This window comes from Ruegeria faecimaris, from assembly GCF_900182615.1.
Lineage (GTDB): Bacteria > Pseudomonadota > Alphaproteobacteria > Rhodobacterales > Rhodobacteraceae > Ruegeria > Ruegeria faecimaris.
Genome location: NZ_FXTE01000001.1, coordinates 195,370 through 215,093 on the forward strand (window position 1 = coordinate 195,370; position 19,724 = coordinate 215,093).

Consider the following 19,724-nt stretch of genomic DNA (forward strand, 5'->3'; position numbering starts at 1 on the left):
AAACGAAACAAGGGGCGCCCGATGGACGCCCCTATAGAGTTATCGTCGAAAATGCTGGATTAGCAGCTGTAATACATGCCGTATTCAACCGGATGCGGCGTGTGTTCGTAGGTTTCGACTTCGTCCATCTTCAGTGCGATGTAGCCGTCGATCTGGTCTTTAGTGAACACGTCGCCCTGCAGCAGGAAGTCGTGATCCGATGCCAGGGCTTCCAGAGCTTCACGCAGTGAACCGCAAACCGTCGGGATGTCGGCCAGCTCTTCGGCCGGCAGATCGTACAGGTTCTTGTCCATGGCTTCGCCCGGATCGATCTTGTTCTTGATGCCGTCCAGACCAGCCATCAGCAGCGCGGCAAACGCCAGGTAGGGGTTTGCGGCCGGATCAGGGAAGCGGGCTTCGACGCGCTTGGCTTTCGGGCTTTCGGTCCATGGAATACGGACACAACCCGAACGGTTACGAGCCGAGTAAGCACGCAGGACGGGGGCTTCAAATCCGGGGATCAGACGCTTGTAGCTGTTGGTCGCCGGGTTGGTGAAGGCATTCAGTGTCTTGGCGTGCTTCAGGATACCACCGATGAAGAACAGTGCCTCGTCCGACAGATCAGCATACTTGTCGCCAGCAAACAGAGGCTTGCCGTCCTTCCAGATCGACATGTTCACATGCATGCCGGTACCGTTGTCGCCTGCGATTGGCTTCGGCATGAAGGTCGCCGATTTGCCGTATGCATGCGCCACGTTGTGGATGATGTATTTGAACTTCTGCAGCTCATCTGCCTGTTTGGTCAGGCTGTCAAAGATCAGGCCAAGCTCGTGCTGGCACGACGCAACCTCGTGGTGATGCTTGTCGACCTTCATGCCCAGACGCTTCATGGTCGACAGCATTTCCGAACGCAGATCCTGGGCTTCGTCGATCGGGTTGACCGGGAAGTAACCGCCCTTAACCCCCGGGCGGTGGCCCATGTTGCCCATTTCGTATTCGGTGTCGGTGTTCCAGGATGCATCAGTTGCATCAACTTCGTAAGATACTTTGTTGATGCTGTTCGAAAAACGCACATCGTCGAACAGGAAGAATTCTGCTTCGGGCCCCATATAGGCCACGTCGCCGATACCGGTTGCTTTCAAGTAGGCTTCGGCTTTCTGGGCGGTGCCGCGCGGGTCACGCTCATAAGCTTCACCGGTGTCGGGCTCGACAACTGAGCAATGCACGCAGATGGTTTTCTCTGCGTAGAACGGATCGACATAGGCGCTGTTGGTATCGACCATCAGTTTCATGTCCGAGGCTTCGATGGACTTCCAGCCAGCGATGGAAGAGCCATCGAACATGAAGCCTTCTTCGAGGAAGTCTTCATCTACCTGATCGGCCACCAGGGTGACGTGCTGCAGTTTGCCGCGCGGGTCAGTGAAGCGGACGTCGACATATTCGGCGCCTTCGTCCTTGATTAGCTGAAGAACTGCGTCCTTGCTCATTCTCTTGATTCCTCTGAATTGAAGATTTGGTCTTGTTACAGTGCGTCCGAACCGGTTTCGCCGGTACGGATGCGAATTGCTTGTTCGACGGGTGAGACAAAGATCTTGCCGTCGCCGATCTTGTCGGTTTTGGCGGCGGAAACGATGGCTTCGATGGCGGCATCGACCAGATCGTCGTCCAGCACAACCTCGACCTTCACCTTGGGCAGAAAGTCGACCACATATTCCGCGCCGCGGTAAAGTTCAGTGTGACCTTTCTGACGGCCAAACCCCTTGACCTCGATCACGCTGAGGCCCTGGACTCCGACGTCCTGCAGCGCCTCTTTCACTTCGTCCAGTTTGAACGGCTTGATGATCGCTTCGATCTTCTTCATACCGGGCTCCCTTTAACTCTTGTCAGGATGGCACTGACCACGTCTAAGATCGGGCGGCAATGTGAATGAGAAAATGGCGATGCCGGGTTGCATGGAAATTGGATGGCCGGTGAAATTTTGAACAGTTTGCACAAAAAATAGTCGAAATTGAATCGCGCGAGGGTTCAGCATGACAGACTTACTGACTGCAGCACAGATGCGGGCGATCGAACAAGCGGCCATTGAGTCCGGTGATGTGACCGGTCTTGAGCTGATGGAACGGGCTGGGCAGGGTGTTGTCGAGGCGATTTTCGAGGAGTGGCCAGAGTTGGACAAGCGAGGGGCCAGCCCCTCGCGTTCCCTGACGTATCCGCGGCCAGATGAAGAGGATCCGTTGCGGGCAGTTGTCTTGTGTGGGCCAGGAAACAACGGTGGGGACGGGTTCGTCGTGGCCAGGCTTTTGCGGGAGCAAGGGTGGGAGGTCGCGGTGTTTCTGTATGGCGACCTAGAGAAGCTGCCGCCGGATGCGCGGGTGAATTATGAGCGGTGGCTGGAGCTGGGTGAAGTTTCTAAGCTTACCCTGCCGACACCGACCAAACGTGAAGTTTCCAAGTTGGAGAAACACGCAGCCCGGCCGTCAAGTTCGCAAGGCCCTGATTTGATATTGGATGCTTTGTTTGGAACAGGGCTAATACGTCCGATTGGTGGATTGAAACCTGCTCTTGCCAAGCTTCAGATAGGTTCAGAGGCGGATGCCGATCCGTGGTGGCCGCGCGTCGTTTCGGTCGACATTCCGTCTGGTCTTTGCGCTGATAGCGGTAGGATTCTGGGGGACGAAGGTGTAATTGTTGGCGCCCACCTAACAGTGACGTTTCATAGCAAAAAGCGTGGACATCTTCTGGACGTAGGGGCCCAGTTCTGTGGAAAGACCGTCATAGTTGACATTGGGTTGTCTTCGCCAAGCGATCTCGGTTCGATCTCGCGCAAGTCTTTGGCTGATCTGCATAGCGAGCGACGTTTGAGGAGAGTGCTGTCTCAATTGGTAGATGAAAGTGGATTGCCACAGAATCTCAGCAAGGCTTCGTTTGGGCACAAATACTCGCACGGCCACGCCTTGATCATGACCGGAGGCCCCGGCAAAACCGGTGCTGCGCGGCTGGCAGCGCGGGGGGCGCTGCGGATTGGGGCGGGGCTGGTGACTCTGGGCGTGCCTCCTGCGGCTCAGATGGAGGTTTCGGTGCAAGTGACGGCGGTCATGTTGCAGCGGGTCGAGAGCGCGGATGGTCTGTCGAAAATCCTAGAGGATGAGCGGCTGAATGCTCTGTGTCTCGGCCCCGGTCTAGGGCTGGACCGTGCGCGCGATCTGGTGCCGGTTGCGTTGGCTGCGGAGCGCGCAACGGTTCTGGATGCTGACGCACTGACGGCTTTCGCGGATGATCCTGCAGCCCTGTTTGGGATGCTGCATGAAAACTGTGTTCTCACCCCGCATGGCGGCGAGTTTGCGCTGTTGTTCCCGGACATTGCGGAAAAACTGAAGGCGGTTCCCATCAAGGGTCCGGCCTATTCCAAAGTGGACGCCACCCGAGAGGCTGCCGGGCGGGCAGGGTGCGTGGTTCTGTTCAAGGGACCCGATACCGTGATTGCGGATCCGAACGGCCGATGCTCAGTGAATTCGGCCGTTTATGAACGTGCGGCGCCCTGGTTGGCGACAGCCGGGGCCGGGGACGTGTTGGCGGGGTTTATCACCGGGTTGCTGGCGCGGCGGTTCTCGCCCTTGCAGGCCGCGGAAACTGCGGCATGGCTGCATGTGGAATGTGCGCGATCTTTCGGGCCGGGGTTGATCGCTGAAGATTTGCCCGAACAGTTGCCACGGGTTTTGCGGGAAGTGGGTTCTTAATCGTCTCGGCGAAAATCCGCCGCTGCAGTATTCGATGTCCCAAAATGAGCGTATGATGAAATTCAGGTCAGGCGTCAGTATTGCGGCAAGCGGTCTGGGTGACTTGGATGACATATATTCTATCGTTTTGAAGTAGATCAAATTAACACCCTTCAGCTGCGGTTATATTCGCACAAGATGCGCGAGCTGAATGGGCCCGAGACAGGGGATCATAGAGAAATCGCGCACAAGCGAGCAGTGCCCGTAAATGGATCCATTATGGTGAATGACTATGACCCAGAAAGTATCAATAAGCACGATTGCGACCTGCCTGACCGCTGCATCGGCCATCCCAGCAGCGGCAGAGCTTAGATATAACAATAACAGCGGCGGTTATGTTGAGCTATATGGCCAGTTTAACCCCGTCATTGTCTCGGTTGACGACGGCGATGAAACGGAAACCCGTTTGCTGGACAATGATCTGTCAAACAGCCGGGTCGGGCTGTTCTTGATGCAACCCTATGGCAGCAATGAGTTTACCTTCCGGTTCGAATCCGGTCTGGGCCTGCCCAGCACGGGGAGCGCCAATCAGGATGGGACAAACACCGATGGCTGGAACCGCGAAGATATTCGGCATGTCGATTTTGCGCTGAAGGGGGGCTTTGGTAAGTTCTCTGCCGGGCAGGGCAGCATGGCCTCGGACGGGGCGGCAGAATCCGATCTGTCCTATGTTGGTACCGCGCTCTATTCCTTTACCAACGATGAGAACGGTGCATTTTTCTACCGTGAGGCTGATGGTATGCTCAGCGGCATTACCGTTGGTGACACCTCTGATAACTTCGATGGATCACGGCGCGGGCGCATTCGCTATGACACGCCGGATTTCAATGGGTTTTCAGCAGCCATAGCCTATGGTCAAAACATCCTGTCCAGCAGCGATGACGATGATTACTACGATGTGTCGGTGTCCTATGGAAATACCTTATCCAACGGGGTGGAGATTGCTGCATCCCTCGCCTACGCCGTGCGCGATTACGATAGCAGATCCGGGGAGAGAAAAGACACAATCGGGTCCGCCTCGGTTCTGCTGCCCAGTGGTTTCAGCGTAACCGCAGCTTTGGGTACAAGAGATGACACTTCCAGCGGTGCCAGTGACCCGAATTATTGGTATGCGAAGCTTGCGTATGAAGACGATTGGGTGTCATGGGGTAAGACTGGTATCGGCATCGACTATTTCGACGGATCTGATTTCTCGATCGACGGCTCGAGTACTAAGGCCTGGGGTATCGCTGTGGTACAGCGCATCGACAGTATCAATACCGATGCCTATTTGAAATACCGTAACCATGATTTCGATGACACCACGAGTTTCGATGACAACGAGGCCTGGGTGCTGGGTGCGCGCTGGAAGTTCTGATCCCGCGAACAATTCCTCAAGAACGCTCCGGCCAGGTCCGGGGCGTTTTTTTGGTCAAATCGGCGGCAAAACAAGGCTGATCCGGGCTTTGCCCCTTGCACGCGGGCGGCTGGGCAAATAGAAGGCCTCAAATTTGCCCGGCGCGCCGTTTTGCGCGCCCCGAATCCTATGGGGACTACCATAATGCAGGTTACCGAGACGCTGAACGAAGGTCTGAAACGCGGCTATAACATTGTCGTATCCGCAGCTGAGCTGGACGACAAAGTTAACGAGAAACTGGTCGAAGCACAGCCTGAAGTCGAGATGAAAGGCTTCCGCAAAGGCAAGGTACCGATGGCACTGTTGAAAAAGCAGTTTGGTCAGCGTCTGCTTGGCGAGGCGATGCAAGAAAGCATCGACGGTGCAATGAACCAGCATTTCGAAGACAGCGGTGAGCGTCCGGCACTTCAGCCTCAGGTGAAGATGACCAATGAGGATTGGAAAGAAGGCGACGACGTACATGTCGAGATGTCTTATGAGGCCCTGCCTGCAATCCCTGAGGTCGACCTGAAATCGGTTGAATTGGAAAAGCTGGTTGTCAAAGCCGATGACGCGGCCGTTGAAGAAGCGTTGGGCAACCTGGCTGAAACCGCGCAGGATTTCAAATCCCGCCGCAAAGGCTCGAAAGCCAAGGACGGCGACCAGATTGTGTTCGATTTTGTTGGCAAGGTTGATGGCGAAGAGTTCGAGGGCGGATCCGCTGAAGACTATCCGTTGGTTCTGGGTTCCAACAGCTTCATCCCCGGTTTCGAAGAGCAGCTGGTTGGCGTAAAGGCCGAGGAAGAAAAAGACGTAAACGTCACCTTCCCCGAAGAGTACGGTGCCGAGCATCTGGCCGGCAAAGACGCTGTGTTTACCTGCACCGTCAAGGATGTGAAAGAACCCGTCGCCGCCGAGATCAACGACGAGCTGGCCACCAAATTTGGTGCAGAAGACTTGGAAGCGCTGAAAGGCCAGATTTCAGAACGTCTGGAAGCGGAATATAGCGGTGCTTCGCGGGCGGTGATGAAGCGTGCTCTGCTGGACGCATTGGACGTGAAGGTTTCGTTTGATCTGCCACCGTCGCTGGTAGATGCCGAGGCCAAGCAGATCGCACACCAGCTGTGGCACGAAGAAAACCCGGAAGTGGAAGGCCACGACCACGAAGAGATCGAACCGACTGACGAGCACAACAAGCTGGCCGAACGCCGCGTGCGTCTTGGCCTGTTGCTGGCCGAGCTGGGCCAGAAGGCCGAAGTTGAAGTCACCGATGCCGAGATGACCCAAGCGATCATGAACCAGGCGCGCCAATACCCTGGTCAGGAACGCCAGTTCTTTGAGTTCGTGCAGCAGAACGCTCAGATGCAGCAGCAACTGCGCGCGCCGATCTTCGAAGACAAAGTCATCGACTATATCGTCGAGCTGGCCCAGGTTGCGGATAAAGAAGTCAGCAAAGACGACCTGCAGAAAGCCGTAGAGGCATTGGAAGAGGAGTAATCCTCTTCTGCCCATAGAATTCTTATGGGCACAAAAAACGGAGCCGTCTGAAAAAGACGGCTCCGTGTGGGTGGCTTTATGCTATGAGGTGAGGGGGTCAGGCCTCATGAGCAAAAGCACGGGGGGTCCTTAGCAGAGCAGTTTTCTGCTCTGGGGTGAACCGATCCGAAACTGCTTCGATCAGGTTCAATACAGCTTCGGCTTCGGCTTTTGTGGTTGCCGAATTCATCTGTTCGACAAAGTATTTTTCCATCTGGCTTAGTGGCTGGTGGTCGTAATTCGCCACACCTGTATCTGCCGGTGTTTTGTTTCTGGCATACAGATCTATTGCCTGCTCGTCCGTCAGGAATACATCGTGAGCGATGTTCGCATATTCCCGAATTCCGGAAATTCTCTCATCTGAGCAGTCCATCAAAGCGGCCATGGCTACGACTTTACCCATGGGCTTAGCACTGCCGAGGTAGTCATAAGGCGCGTTACCGGACCTTTGCAGAACGCGGTTCATAACTGGATCAATCACCGCGATCGAGTCAAGAACGCCAGCCGCTTTGGCATATTCGAAAGAGCCAATCATAACTTCGCTGGTCACATAGGATACAGAATTTTCACCGCGCCCTCGGCCCAGTTTTTTAGTATCGACACAGAACCGGGTGGCTTCCCAGACTTGCGCGCTCCGAATTGGAGGTTCTCCATCCAGGATCGAATGGAAAACATCGGACAGCATATGCGGTCCTTTGGTTTGCAGTAGTCTCATGCACCCGACAACGTCCCCCTCGTCGTCGATGCTGACTACATGTGCTGGATGCAGATCATCGAAGTGGTCGCGCTCGCGCCCATCCTCAATATTGACCTCCCAACCAAGGCGATCGCCGAAAACACGAGCGCGCAGTTTGAACATGTCATCCAAGACATCTTTGAACTTATGTTGATTAATACCATCAATAACGATGATCATTTCCATCCCCCTACAGTCTGGTTACCGTAGGGATTAGGTTAACCAAGAAATAAGCGCAGACTATTAGGGATTTCCCGTAGAAGTGCTTTTTTTTTGATTAACCAGGGGCAATTAGGCCCAGGCCGATCGCACGACCAATAGCCTGTGAGGTGGTCAGTGCGCCCAACTTTTCACGCCCGGACCGCATATGAACTTCGACGGTACGGTGTGAAATAGACAAAATATCACCGATATCTTGTTGCGACTTTCCGTCAGCTACCCATTGGAGGATTTCCTGTTCGCGTGTGGACAGCGTGGGCAGGTAAAGAGCTTTGGCCAGCAAGCCGGATTGCATAACAGTATCGTGGGCTTGAACGGCAGCAAGTTGCAGATCACCCATGACATGTTTCTTTAGCTTATCCCATTCGGAATCCGAACAGTCCCGGGTAACGTTTAACAGTCCGCATTCACCATAAGGTCCACGAACAGGAACTGTTAACCCTCTGGAACTAATGCCAAAATCATGGGCGTCACGGAACACCGCGTTGAACTTCTCGTCCTGATCAAAGCGTCCCCAATCAACGGGTGCAATGCTTAGGACAGATTGATAAAGCGTCGGATCGAAGTGATGAAAGCCCTGGCTGCCATAGTGGATTTTCCACTCATCAGGATAGTTTGCATAGCCCTGCACATCACCTTTCACAGGGTTAAAGGTGGCATAAGACGCATAGTCGAAGCCAAGCTCTTCGCAGACGGCGTTTATAACGTCAGCGGCCGACTTCTCTGTGTGGTCGACCGCGGCCAAATCTATAAGTTTCACCTGTCCAACCCTTGTGGCGGCATATCTCTCCCCCAAGACATGCCAGACTTGTCCTTAGGGGTATACGTTGCGTCAACCACAGGGCATTGTGCAAGCAAATTGTTCGCCTTGTGTAGTCATATTGCGATGTAATGGCAACAGAATGGTCCGAAACAGCATGTCTCAGATGATTCGTTTCGGGGTAAATCCGGTTATTCCGGACGTAGCCCTGTTTCGACCAGCATCCCACGTGCCTTGGCTTCGGGATAGAACCCTTTTGCGTAAAGGAATATGGCGCGTTGCTGGTCGCCGTCGGACAATAGCCAAGCGCCCCGCAGATATTTCCCGGCAAATTCGAGATTTGTGTCTGCATCCAAAAGGCCTTTGGCGTTTCCAGTATGTCCCATTGAACGAGCTGTGGCTGGCAGGATTTGCAGCAAGCCATAATAGGGCCGATTCACAGCCCAAGGTCGGTGGGTGCTTTCGCGAATTGCTAGCTTGTGCACCAGTTCGCGCGGCACTTCGTAGTGGTCGGCCCATTTGTTTATGGAGGCCCGCAGTTCCGGTGTTTCGTTGGGATAGAGCGGAGGATCAAACGTGTTCTGGGTTGGGGTATCGGGCCCTCCGCACGCCGCAAAGGGTGCAATTAACAATAATGCCAATACACTGCGGCGCAGAAGAAATGTCATTGATCGTCTCCGAATAGTTATTATGCGATGATAAGAAACCTATTGATGACCGCAAGCAAAGGCCGGGGCCCAAGCTGGATTTCGCCGGGCGGAGGCATAAAAAAGGCCGCACAGATCGTGCGGCCTTTCTTGTTCAATTCGAAACCCGAGGATCAGGCTTTGGCTTCGTCTTCTTCGGCCGAAGCATCCTGAGCAACCAGATCGTCGTCGTCGGAAGCGGCGGAACCGATATCGTCGAACAGCTCGGCGATTTCGAATTCTGCGGCGGCTTCTTCTTCGGCGGCCAGTTCCTGAATCGATTTGCCAGATGCCTGTAGTTCGGCTTCTTCTTGCGAACGAGCAACGTTCATTTCGATTTTCACTTCAACCTCGGGGTGCAGTTTAACTGCGACTGTGTGCAGACCCAGATCCTTGATCGGTGCAATCAAGGCAATCTGCTTCTTGTCGACAGTGAAACCTGCTTCGGTAGCGGCGTCTGCGGCGTCACGCGGGGTGACCGATCCGTACAGTGCGCCGGCATCCGAGGCCGATCGAATCACGATGAATTGCTGTCCGTCCAGCTTTTCAGCCAGCGCTTCAGATTCTTTCTTGGATTCCAGGTTGCGGGCTTCAAGCTGCGCTTTCTGGGCTTCGAACGACGCGATGTTGGCGTCCGATGCGCTCAGCGCTTTGCCCTGAGGCAACAGGAAGTTGCGGGCATAACCGGACTTGACGTCAACGACGTCGCCCATCTGACCCAGTTTCGCAACGCGTTCCAGCAGGATAACTTGCATGTCAGTATCTCCTTACTTAACGGCGTAGGGCAGCAGGGCGAGGAAGCGGGCGCGCTTGATAGCACGGGCCAGTTCACGCTGCTTTTTCGCCGAAACGGCGGTGATGCGCGAAGGTACAATCTTGCCACGCTCAGAGATGTAACGCTGCAGCAGACGAGTGTCTTTATAGTCGATCTTCGGCGCGTTCTCACCCGAGAACGGGCAGACCTTGCGGCGGCGGAAAAATGGTTTTGCGGCCATGGTTTAGTGTCCTTTCTTCAGGCGTTAATCAACGGCGCTCGCGGCGGCCTTCGCGCTCGTCGCGCTTCTGCATCTGGACCGAAGGGCCCTCGTTGTGCTCGTCGACCTTGATGGTCAGAACGCGCATAACGTCGTCATGCAGGCGCATCAGGCGTTCCATTTCCTGAACGGCGCCAGCGGGAGCGTCGGTCTTGAGGAAGGAATAGTGACCCTTGCGGTTCTTGTTGATCTTGTAGGCCATCGTCTTGACGCCCCAGTACTCGCTGTCGATGACGTTGCCGCCATTGTCAGCCAGAACGGTGCCGAAATGTTCGACGAGGCTTTCTGCCTGCGCGTTGGACAAATCCTGACGCGCGATCATTACATGCTCATATAGTGGCATGTGCACTCCTGTTTCTATCAAGGCGCATTTCATAGGCGGGGCCGTTTCGTCCTTCGCGACCCTGCCACGAGAGGCTGCGCGATTCATATCGTTTGCGAAGGATGGCCCGATATACACGTTTGTACGCTGGGGGCAAGGCCTGCCACAGATGCCTTTGTGAAGTCGCGCTATTTCCTCTGCGCTGCCCAATTCCTGACGCTTTTCGGCTCAAAGTTGTTTTGTATACCGGAAATTAACCGGACTGACAAAAGTTGGAACGGCAACCTGAGAAACAGGGTACTGAAAATGACCGCGATTAACACAAATACCTTCGAGAAATCCGCCACAGGCGTAAGTTTTGAAAAGTCAGTGCCGGTGCTCATTAGCTTTGCACCAAATTGGAAAGCTCGGATGGTTCTGGCCCGTGTGGCTGGTGCGCTACTGATAGTTTCTGCCTTTTCCATGTGGTTGATGCCCAGCACGGCAATGGCCGCTGAAGTCTGGCCGATCAAATTGGCGGCTTCTCTGATGTTCCTTCTGGTAGGTGTCAGCCTTCTGACGATCGAAGTTCTGGACGCGCGTCCTGATGCGTATTTTGACCCGATCCGCCGCGAGGTCCGGGTATTGCAAAAAAATGAAAATGGCCGCCCGCAGACAGTTTTGCGCCGGAGCTATGACAGCCTGGGTGGTGCCCGTTTCATTGAAGACCAGATCGAGTTGTTCGATGTGGACGGCAGCCTGTTGATGAAATTGCCGCTTGAATCGGCGGATGTCAGCCGAGCGCTTAAAGGTCAACTTAGCGGAAGTGTAACAATTTTCGCCTGAGTTTTATTCTGTTCAATTAAGAACAGATATTGTGAAATAATATTACTTGTGTGCTGCCCTAGGGCAGCACATTTTCGTTGTCGAGCAACCCAAGAGGTTTGCATCTACAAAATTGCGGAGATTATCATGAAATCCACCCTTCTTGCAGCAGCGCTCGCGGTTTCGGCCACAACGGCATTTGCCGGCGCCGAAAAATACGTTCTGGACTCAAGCCACAGCCAGGTTCTTTTCAGCTATAACCACCTTGGCTTCTCGACCACCCATGGCATGTTCTCGGGGTTTGAAGGCGAGATCATGTTCGATCAGGAAAACCCGGCTGCATCCAGTGTTACAGTTTCCATGCCAGTGGTTGAGATGATTACCGGTTGGAAGCCACGTCAAGACCACTTTATGTCCGAAGATTTCTTTGGTGTGACCGAAGGAGAAATGGTGACCTTTACTTCTACTGGTATCGAAGTCACGGGCGAAAACACTGCCAACATCACTGGCGATCTGACTATGAACGGTGTGACCAAATCGGTTGTTCTGGATGCCAAGCTGAACCAGGTGGGTGAACATCCTATGGCAGGAAAGCCCTGGGCCGGTTTCGACGCAACCACCACCTTGGTGCGTAGTGAGTTCGACCTTGGTCAGTTTGCGCCATTCGTAAGCGACGAAGTTGAACTTCAGATTTCAGTCGAAGCCCAGAAGGCCGACTAATACGATTACAACGAGTTGAAACGAGGCCGCCGGAGTAACCCTTCGGCGGCCCATTTTCTTAGTTGCCACGTTTTGCTGTAAGATCAACTGATACTGTAACAGCAAAACCCAGCGAATCCTCGGTCGACTGCGAAGTGCCGATGTCGAAATCCAGCCGGTTCAGTTCAAGCTGTCCTGAAATAGCTGCGCTGTCACCCTGAAGGTCGAGGGTAAATGGCAACACTACGTCCACACTCTTGTCGCGAATGGTCAACGCGCCGCGCGCTTCGTACCCGTCCTCAGTTTTGAAGAGATCAGCTTTGAATTGAGCGGTTGGAAATTGCGCACTGTCGAAGAAATCAGCACCCATTGCCTGATCTGTGACGGTCCCGAGTTTGAGCGACGTTATCGCGATTGTGACATCTGCTGATCCGGCTAAGCCCGGCGTGGGCGGAACTTCGAAAACGATTGCAGCGGTCCAATCGGAAAAGCTGCCGGTTACCGGGCTGCCCAACTGGGTGATGGTAATGCTTAGATTGCCTTCCTGGACGTTCCAGTCGGACTGTACCTGGGTCAGTTCTGCGACCTCTGTGCTAGCTGTAGATTGGTGGTCAAACGCGCCGATTGACCATCCTCCGACCAGAACGGCACCCCAAATGGCCAAAGAGGCCAATGCGGGGGTCATTGAATGGATTTGCTCTGGCGGTTCCGGTGCATCCGAGGCGCCCGGCATCATTCGGCGCAGCGTGCTGTCTTTATCGATAATGTGGTGTTTTAGCGCCCCGGCGACGTGCAGCGCGACTGAACCGGCCAGTGTCCAGACGAACAGCCAATGCAGGCTTCCGGTCAGCTCTGCCAGATACTCGGATTTTGGTACAAGGGGTAGGCCCTGTCCGAAGGGCCACAAAATCGGAGCGAAACCTTCGGCGGCAGCGTGATGGGTCCACCCGGTTAGTGGGGCCAGAACCAAAGATGCGTAAAGCAGCCAATGCACGGTTTCAGCTGCAAAGGCCTCGGGCTTGTTCTCGGCGTTCAATAGACCGGGTTTGGTCTGCGCTATCGCCCACATGATACGCGCGAGCGCGACAAAGAAAACAGTGACCCCGACGGTTTTATGGAGAGAAAAAAGGCTGGCGGCGCGTGCAATGTCATCTTCGGTTGTGGCTATGGCCGGATCATAAATCGCATGGGCCAATCCGTTGGCGACCCACCCCAGAGGGAATGCGGTGAAGATAAGTAACGCTGTCAGCCAGTGAAAAGTCTTGGTTACGCTTCCATAGCTTGAGAAGGTGTTTGACGAAGGCATCTGAGGCTCCGGAAGGTGGATCGTATGCAACAACCTACCGCTACAAGCCTAGGACACAATAGCAAGGGATGCACAGAGCCGGTGCCAAAGTGCAGAGATCAGGCAAAGCTTGTGCCGCGCGGTCTGTCGGTTTACACCCCGCGGCAACCTAACGTCATCCAAGAGGTTGCAATGACACGCGCATTTGTTTTCCCGGGGCAAGGTGCCCAGACTATCGGTATGGGCAAGGCTCTGGCCGAGGCCTATCCGGCTGCACAGGCTGTATTCGACGAGGTGGACGAGGCGCTTGGGGAAAAGCTAAGCGATCTGATCTGGGAAGGTGATATTGCGGACCTGACCCTGACACAGAACGCGCAGCCAGCGCTAATGGCGACCTCGATGGCTGCGATGCGGGCCCTGGAGGCCAATGGGATTTCGATTGCGGATGCTTGTTTTGTCGCTGGGCATTCGCTGGGGGAATACTCCGCGCTCGCTGCGGCAGGGGCATTGTCGGTCGCTGATACGGCGCGCCTTTTGCGCACCCGCGGGCAAGCGATGCAGAGTGCGGTTCCCGTTGGAGAGGGCGCAATGGCCGCTATTCTTGGATTGGATCTTGATGCTGTGCGCGCTGTTGCAGACCAAGCTGCGCAGGGTCAAGTTTGTCAGGCTGCCAATGACAATGATCCCACACAAGTCGTGGTATCAGGCGCAAAGGCTGCCGTGGAACGCGCCGCCGAAATCGCCAAAGAAAAAGGCGCCAAGCGCGCGGTCATGTTGCCCGTCAGCGCACCTTTTCACTGTGCATTGATGCAACCTGCCGCTGATGTCATGGCCGAAGCCCTGGCAAATGTCGAAATCAAAGCTCCTGCCGTGCCATTGATTGCCAATGTGCGGGCCGAGGCTGTCACAGATCCCGATCTGATCCGTGGGTTGCTGATCGAGCAGGTCACAGGTTCGGTTCGCTGGCGCGAAAGCGTATTGTACATGGTTGCGCAAGGCGTGAGTGAAACTTGGGAAATCGGGGCGGGCAAAGCTCTGTCCGGTATGATTCGCAAAATTGACCGTGCGATTGTTGGTAAAGCTGTCGGTACGCCTGATGACGTGCAGAATGTGACACAGGCCGAATCGTAAGACACCGAGCATCAAGAGGAAAACCGAATGTTTGATTTGACAGGTAAGAATGCACTGATCACCGGTGCATCGGGTGGGATCGGTGGAGAAATTGCGCGAAGTTTGCATGCAGCTGGTGCAACTGTGGCTTTGTCTGGTACGCGAGTTGAGCCGCTACAGGCTCTGGCCGACGAATTGGGTGAACGCGCCCATGTTCTGCCCTGCAACCTGAGTGATGCCGAGGCGGTGACAGCCCTTCCGAAGCAGGCTGCTGAGGCAATGGGATCGGTTGATATCCTGGTGAATAATGCCGGGATCACGCGAGACAATCTGTTCATGCGCATGTCCGATGAGGAATGGCAGAGCGTGATTGACGTCAACCTGACATCTACTGCTCGGCTGTGCAAAGGCGTTTTGAGGGGCATGATGAAAGCGCGCTGGGGCCGGATCATTAATATCTCATCGGTGGTGGGTGCGACTGGGAACCCGGGACAGGCCAACTATGCTGCATCCAAAGCAGGCATGGTGGGCATGACCAAATCGTTGGCCTATGAGGTTGCCAGCCGTGGAATCACCGCCAATGCGGTGGCACCTGGTTTCATTACGACTGCGATGACCGACAAACTGACCGAGGATCAGAAATCTGGGATTTTGACGCAGGTTCCTGCCGGTCGTATGGGTGACCCCTCGGAAATTGCTGCGGCTGTGCTGTATCTTGCAAGTGCCGAAGCCGGATATGTTACCGGAACCACCTTGCATGTGAACGGCGGTATGGCCATGTTGTGAGCGCGGATCGAGGTGGGCGCGAAAGCGTTTGCCTCGGGCGTTGTCTGTGTTATAGGCGGCGCACATATGCAGGGGCTGGCCGGATGGTCAACCTTCTACTTACCCGGTAATCGGGGACCTAAACCGCCCAGAACGGGCACATCAAGGCCAGCCTGAGCGGGCAAGGGCAGAACCGGGCACTATGCCCTGAAATGAAATGAGGAATAGACATGAGCGACGTCGCAGATCGCGTTAAAAAGATCGTTGTTGAGCACTTGGGTGTTGAAGAAGATAAAGTGACCGAAAACGCGTCCTTCATCGACGATCTGGGTGCAGACAGCCTGGACACTGTTGAGCTGGTTATGGCCTTCGAAGAAGAGTTCGGCATCGAGATTCCTGATGACGCAGCCGAAACCATCCAAACGTTTGGCGACGCCGTCAAATTCATCTCTGAAGCGTCTTAAGACCTTCTTTATCCGCTAAAACGGCGCTTCCGGGCAACGGAGGCGCCGTTTTTTTTGCCCAGCCGGAATTCGCGCTTGCCAGATAGCTATTGACCCGCAACCATTTACGCGAGGCAGGAAATTCTGAGCGGGCAGGGCATGCTACGATCCACCCCGATGATAAATACGGCACGTCTGATGCTTTGCGCCATGCGTCCCGACGACTTTAGTCGTTACGCTGAGATTTGGCGGAACCCTTGTGTTGTGCGCCATCTTGGCCGGGAACCGCTATCGCGGGGCGAAGCGTGGGAATCCTTTCTGAGGAATGCCGGCCACTGGCAGATGGCCGGTTTTGGCCAATGGGCCGTCTTTCGACAGTCGAATCGTCAGATGATAGGTCAAGCAGGCTTTTTCTATCGTAACCGAGGGTTAGGCGACGACTTCGACAGCTTTCCCGAGGCCGGATGGCTATTGGCACCAGAAGCCCAGGGGCAGGGATTTGGTCTTGAAGCGGCTCAGGCCGCACATGACTGGTTTGACAGAATAATGCCTGGGCCACTGGTTTCCCTGATTGATGCTGAAAACCACGCGTCGCAAAATCTGGCGGCAAAGCTTGGTTATGAGCTCATGGCCGAGCGCGACTATATGGGAAGTCAGGTGAACCTGCTGAAAAGAAACGGGCCGCCCAAACTGGCTTAACCTTTCTCTTTGATCGTGCCGCAAATTGCCTTTGGTTTGCCGAAACTGGAAATTCTCGCCGATAGGGTTGAGGGTATGGTATCCTCTATTGACGTTGCGATTGAGCGGAGGAGCAAGCTCATGAGGATTTACCCTACGATGGAACTGCAGAACGGCCGCTGTGTCACACTGGACAAGGGTCGTCTGGATGAGGCCATGATTTGGCACGTGAATCCCGCAGAAACGGCACGCAGTTGGGCCGATGCTGGAGCCGAGTGGATGCACTTGACCGATTTTGACGCGATTGAAGGGCGCGATAGCAATTCGGAGTTGGTTGAAGAGATCATCCGTTCTGCCGAAATCCCTGTGCAGTTGGCAGGTGGTATGAGATCGCGCGAGCAAGTCGAGCATTGGATCGACAAGGGCGCAGGCCGGATTGTTATCGGCACTATGGCTGCGTGGGATCCAAATCTGGTGAAAGAACTGGCCAAACTCTACCCGGACCAAATCGTTCTGGCCGTGGACGTATGGCAAGGCTCAGTGATGACCGACGGTTGGCGTAGTCAAAGTGCGTTTACACCAGAGGCCTTTATCGAAGCGTTTTCAGAAACGCCGTTTGCGGCAATTCTGGTCACTGATATCGATAGCGACATGGAAGACGTTGAGGCACAGCTGGGCCTGATCTCGGGGCTGGCAGAGACATCTCGCACACCGATCATCGCAAGCGGTGTGGTCCGCACGACAGATGATATCTCGCGGTTGGCTTATATCCCGAATATTTCGGGCGCCTTGGTTGGCCGCGCGCTGTTCAGAAAGACGCTCGAGCTTTCAGATGCGCTGAATGTTGCCAGCACAGCGCACGAACCGGTTGCGGCGTTTCAATAAGATTTCTTCCAAAACAACAGGTTCCGCCCTTTCATGTCCAGTGAAAGGGCGGGCTTTCATCTGGCCAGGAGCCGCATTGCAAGAGTGTATACTGTAGATGTTCCGCTCAATCTGCTTGTATGATGATTGCGCCTTGCTCTTGCCCCCGCACCCCGGCCCGGGGTATGAGCGTTTCTCAAACAGGAAGCAGGCAAGAGGCATTTTATGCGCAGAGTCGTTGTAACCGGTCTTGGGTTGGTCACTCCATTGGCCAGCGGGGTCGAGGAAACATGGTCGCGGTTGCTGGATGGGGAATCCGGTGCAGGCCCGATCACGCAATTTGATGCTGAGGCAAGTGGGGTCACCACAACGTATGCCTGCGAAGTTCCGCGAGGCGACGGCACCGACGGGACATTCAATCCTGACGACTGGATGCCGCCGAAAGAGCAGCGCAAGATCGAAGACTTCATTCTGTACTCGATTGCAGCTGCTGAAATGGCCTGCAAGGATTCCGACTGGCTGCCCGAGGATGAAGAGGCGCGTTTGCGCACTGGTGTTCTTATCGGTTCAGGTATCGGTGGGCTGGGCTCCATTGCAGCAACGGCTAACCTGATCCGTGACAAGGGCCCTCGACGGGTGTCGCCTTTCTTTATTCCAGGCGCGCTGATTAACCTGGCCTCGGGTCAGGTGTCGATCCGCCATGGATTCAAAGGCCCGAACCATTCGGTTGTGACTGCATGTTCGACCGGTGCTCACGCTATTGGTGACGCAAGCCGCATTATCCGTGCCGGTGACGCTGACGTAATGGTTGCCGGTGGTGGCGAAGGGTGCATTTGCGAAATCGGTATCGCTGGATTCAACGCTTGCAAGGCGCTGTCGACCAAATACGCGGATAACCCCAAAGCAGCCAGCCGCCCCTATGACGTCGACCGAGACGGTTTTGTCATGGGTGAAGGTTCGGGCATCGTTGTTCTGGAAGAGTACGAACACGCAAAAGCGCGTGGCGCGAAAATCTATGCCGAAGTTCTGGGCTATGGCATGTCCGGTGATGCCTATCATATCACCGCACCCAGTGAGGACGGCGATGGCGCAGAGCGTTCTATGAACGCAGCGCTACGCAGCGCGGGGCTGGAGCCGAAGGACCTAGACTATATTAACGCGCATGGCACATCGACCATGGCCGATACCATTGAATTGGGTGCGGTCGAGCGTCTCCTGGGCGAGCATTCGGCGAATGTAACCATGAGTTCGACCAAATCGGCCACGGGCCATCTGTTGGGCGCTGCAGGCGCGATCGAAGCCATTTTCTCGATCCTCGCAATCCGCGATCAGGTTGCGCCACCGACGATCAATTTGGACAACCCAGCGGTCGAGACACCGATTGATTTGGCTCCGAATGCCAAGCGTGAGCGCAAGATTGATGTGGCGTTGTCAAACTCGTTTGGATTTGGCGGCACCAATGCAAGTGTGATCTTCGGAAAGGTCAGCTAAATGTGGCGCGCGATGGCCTCCAACATGCTGACCATCCTGGTGGTCGGCCTGTTTCTTGCCGGTGGACTGATTTTATGGGGGCAGGCGCGATACAAGAATGCGGGCCCTCTGGAAACTGCGATGTGTTTGCAGGTCGAACGTGGCTCGAACATGACGCAGGTCAGCCGACAGCTGGAGGATCAGGGCGCGATCAGCAGCGCTACTATATTCCGTATGGCGGCGGATTATACCGACAAGGCACCTCAGCTGAAGGCAGGCAGCTTTCTGGTCCGCGAGGGTGCTTCGATGGAGCAGATCATTGATGAGATTACGCGCAGCGGTGCCAGCACCTGCGGATCCGAGATTGAGTACCGGATCGGTGTAACCCGCATACAAACCCGTGTACGCGAATTGAACCCCGCAACATTGGACTTCGATGAAATCGCATCGTTCGATGTGACGGAAGAAGAAGTGCCCGCGGCTTATACCCAAAAGCGCGAAGACTCAGACACACGGTACCGGGTCTCGATTGCTGAAGGTGTTACATCCTGGCAAGTGGTCGAGGGTCTTAAGCAGATCGACGCGTTGACGGGAGATATCCCTGAAATACCGGCCGAAGGGGCGCTGGCACCGGACAGCTATGACATTGTGCGAGGTGCCGATCGGGCGGCAATCCTGCAGTCGATGCAGGATAAGCAGCAACTGCGCATTAACGCCGCCTGGGAAGGGCGGCAGGATGATTTGCCAATCAAATCCCCCGAAGAGATGCTGATTTTGGCGTCAATCATCGAAAAGGAAACTGGTGTTCCGCATGAGCGTGGACAGGTTGCCAGCGTATTTGTAAACCGGCTTGAGCGAGGCATGAAGCTGCAGACGGACCCGACTGTAATCTATGGTGTCACCAAGGGGCAGGGCGCGTTGGGCCGAGGCCTGCGCCGCAGCGAACTGCGCCGTGCAACGCCTTGGAACACTTATGTGATTGATGGGCTCCCGCCAACACCTATCGCAAATCCTGGTCTTGCAAGTCTTGAAGCCGCAGTTTCGCCCGAAGCGACTGATTTTGTTTTCTTTGTTGCAGATGGCACCGGCGGACATGCCTTTGCCGAGACACTGGATGAGCATAATCGAAACGTCGCCAAATGGCGTGAGATTGAGGCCGAGCGCCAAAGCACCGGAAACTAAA

21 protein-coding genes are annotated in these 19,724 nt (G+C 55.0%); 12 read left to right on the plus strand and 9 right to left on the minus strand.

Translation table 11 applies throughout. From position 1 onward, the window contains the following. Nucleotides 1–59 precede the first annotated feature (59 nt). Both glnA and FN806_RS00980 read right to left on the minus strand, forming a co-directional pair. Entirely contained in the window at nucleotides 60–1,466 is a 1,407-nt protein-coding gene (glnA, locus tag FN806_RS00975; RefSeq protein ID WP_142633127.1) for a type I glutamate--ammonia ligase, read from the minus strand. 35 nt (nucleotides 1,467–1,501) lie between these two features. Further along, nucleotides 1,502–1,840 carry a P-II family nitrogen regulator gene (locus FN806_RS00980; RefSeq protein ID WP_142633129.1) on the minus strand — a complete coding sequence of 113 codons (339 nt, stop codon included), beginning with the start codon at nucleotides 1,838–1,840 and terminating at the stop codon, nucleotides 1,502–1,504. 169 nt (nucleotides 1,841–2,009) lie between these two features. Between FN806_RS00980 and FN806_RS00985 the strand changes: the two genes are divergently transcribed. The 3 genes from FN806_RS00985 (at nucleotide 2,010) to tig (ending at nucleotide 6,627) form a co-directional block, all read left to right on the plus strand. Next, the gene (locus FN806_RS00985; protein WP_142633131.1) at nucleotides 2,010–3,716 is read left to right on the plus strand and encodes an NAD(P)H-hydrate dehydratase; all 1,707 of its coding nucleotides are present in this window, start codon (nucleotides 2,010–2,012) and stop codon (nucleotides 3,714–3,716) included. 271 nt (nucleotides 3,717–3,987) lie between these two features. After that, complete coding sequence (locus FN806_RS00990; RefSeq protein ID WP_246097124.1) at nucleotides 3,988–5,112, plus strand: porin; 1,125 nt, start codon at nucleotides 3,988–3,990, stop codon at nucleotides 5,110–5,112. Nucleotides 5,113–5,295: 183 nt separating this feature from the next. After that, nucleotides 5,296–6,627: a trigger factor gene (gene tig, locus FN806_RS00995; RefSeq protein WP_142635092.1), complete on the plus strand. Its 1,332-nt coding sequence runs from the start codon at nucleotides 5,296–5,298 to the stop codon at nucleotides 6,625–6,627. Nucleotides 6,628–6,724: 97 nt separating this feature from the next. Here the strand turns inward: tig and FN806_RS01000 are convergent, their stop codons facing one another. The 6 genes from FN806_RS01000 to rpsF form a co-directional block, all read right to left on the minus strand. Continuing rightward, nucleotides 6,725–7,582, minus strand: a complete 858-nt coding sequence (locus FN806_RS01000; protein WP_142633135.1) for an acyl-homoserine-lactone synthase — start codon at nucleotides 7,580–7,582, stop codon at nucleotides 6,725–6,727. Nucleotides 7,583–7,679: 97 nt separating this feature from the next. Then, nucleotides 7,680–8,381, minus strand: a complete 702-nt coding sequence (locus FN806_RS01005) for a helix-turn-helix transcriptional regulator (protein WP_185956601.1) — start codon at nucleotides 8,379–8,381, stop codon at nucleotides 7,680–7,682. A 191-nt stretch (nucleotides 8,382–8,572) separates the two neighbouring features. Further along, nucleotides 8,573–9,049, minus strand: coding sequence for a transglycosylase SLT domain-containing protein (locus FN806_RS01010; protein ID WP_142633137.1), 477 nt, complete (start codon nucleotides 9,047–9,049; stop codon nucleotides 8,573–8,575). Nucleotides 9,050–9,201: 152 nt separating this feature from the next. Further along, nucleotides 9,202–9,822: a 50S ribosomal protein L9 gene (gene rplI, locus FN806_RS01015; protein ID WP_142633139.1), complete on the minus strand. Its 621-nt coding sequence runs from the start codon at nucleotides 9,820–9,822 to the stop codon at nucleotides 9,202–9,204. 12 nt (nucleotides 9,823–9,834) lie between these two features. Next, the gene (gene rpsR, locus FN806_RS01020; RefSeq protein ID WP_005608650.1) at nucleotides 9,835–10,062 is read right to left on the minus strand and encodes a 30S ribosomal protein S18; all 228 of its coding nucleotides are present in this window, start codon (nucleotides 10,060–10,062) and stop codon (nucleotides 9,835–9,837) included. 28 nt (nucleotides 10,063–10,090) lie between these two features. After that, nucleotides 10,091–10,444, minus strand: coding sequence for a 30S ribosomal protein S6 (gene rpsF / locus FN806_RS01025; protein WP_142633142.1), 354 nt, complete (start codon nucleotides 10,442–10,444; stop codon nucleotides 10,091–10,093). Between the two features lie 285 nt (nucleotides 10,445–10,729). Here rpsF and FN806_RS01030 point away from each other — a divergent pair, with 285 nt between their 5' ends. Then, nucleotides 10,730–11,248, plus strand: a complete 519-nt coding sequence (locus FN806_RS01030) for a hypothetical protein (protein ID WP_142633144.1) — start codon at nucleotides 10,730–10,732, stop codon at nucleotides 11,246–11,248. 126 nt (nucleotides 11,249–11,374) lie between these two features. Then, nucleotides 11,375–11,947 (plus strand): YceI family protein, encoded by a 573-nt coding sequence (locus FN806_RS01035; RefSeq protein ID WP_142633146.1) that lies wholly within the window; start codon nucleotides 11,375–11,377, stop codon nucleotides 11,945–11,947. A 58-nt stretch (nucleotides 11,948–12,005) separates the two neighbouring features. Here the strand turns inward: FN806_RS01035 and FN806_RS01040 are convergent, their stop codons facing one another. Then, entirely contained in the window at nucleotides 12,006–13,232 is a 1,227-nt protein-coding gene (locus FN806_RS01040; protein ID WP_142633148.1) for a cytochrome b/b6 domain-containing protein, read from the minus strand. A 171-nt stretch (nucleotides 13,233–13,403) separates the two neighbouring features. On the opposite strand from FN806_RS01040, the gene fabD reads away from it, so the two are divergent. The 7 genes from fabD to mltG all read left to right on the plus strand — a co-directional run bounded on the left by fabD (nucleotide 13,404) and on the right by mltG (nucleotide 19,723). Beyond that, nucleotides 13,404–14,342 carry an ACP S-malonyltransferase gene (gene fabD / locus FN806_RS01045; RefSeq protein ID WP_142633150.1) on the plus strand — a complete coding sequence of 313 codons (939 nt, stop codon included), beginning with the start codon at nucleotides 13,404–13,406 and terminating at the stop codon, nucleotides 14,340–14,342. Between the two features lie 27 nt (nucleotides 14,343–14,369). Next, complete coding sequence (fabG, locus tag FN806_RS01050) at nucleotides 14,370–15,107, plus strand: 3-oxoacyl-[acyl-carrier-protein] reductase (protein ID WP_142633152.1); 738 nt, start codon at nucleotides 14,370–14,372, stop codon at nucleotides 15,105–15,107. Between the two features lie 209 nt (nucleotides 15,108–15,316). Then, nucleotides 15,317–15,550, plus strand: a complete 234-nt coding sequence (locus FN806_RS01055) for an acyl carrier protein (RefSeq protein WP_005982462.1) — start codon at nucleotides 15,317–15,319, stop codon at nucleotides 15,548–15,550. A gap of 177 nt (nucleotides 15,551–15,727) precedes the next feature. Further along, entirely contained in the window at nucleotides 15,728–16,228 is a 501-nt protein-coding gene (locus FN806_RS01060) for a GNAT family N-acetyltransferase (protein WP_342781993.1), read from the plus strand. A gap of 120 nt (nucleotides 16,229–16,348) precedes the next feature. Then, nucleotides 16,349–17,092: a 1-(5-phosphoribosyl)-5-[(5-phosphoribosylamino)methylideneamino]imidazole-4-carboxamide isomerase gene (locus FN806_RS01065; RefSeq protein ID WP_142633156.1), complete on the plus strand. Its 744-nt coding sequence runs from the start codon at nucleotides 16,349–16,351 to the stop codon at nucleotides 17,090–17,092. A 204-nt stretch (nucleotides 17,093–17,296) separates the two neighbouring features. Beyond that, entirely contained in the window at nucleotides 17,297–18,562 is a 1,266-nt protein-coding gene (gene fabF / locus FN806_RS01070; RefSeq protein ID WP_142633158.1) for a beta-ketoacyl-ACP synthase II, read from the plus strand. Further along, complete coding sequence (gene mltG, locus FN806_RS01075) at nucleotides 18,563–19,723, plus strand: endolytic transglycosylase MltG (RefSeq protein WP_142633160.1); 1,161 nt, start codon at nucleotides 18,563–18,565, stop codon at nucleotides 19,721–19,723. The last annotated feature ends 1 nt before the right edge of the window (nucleotide 19,724 follow it).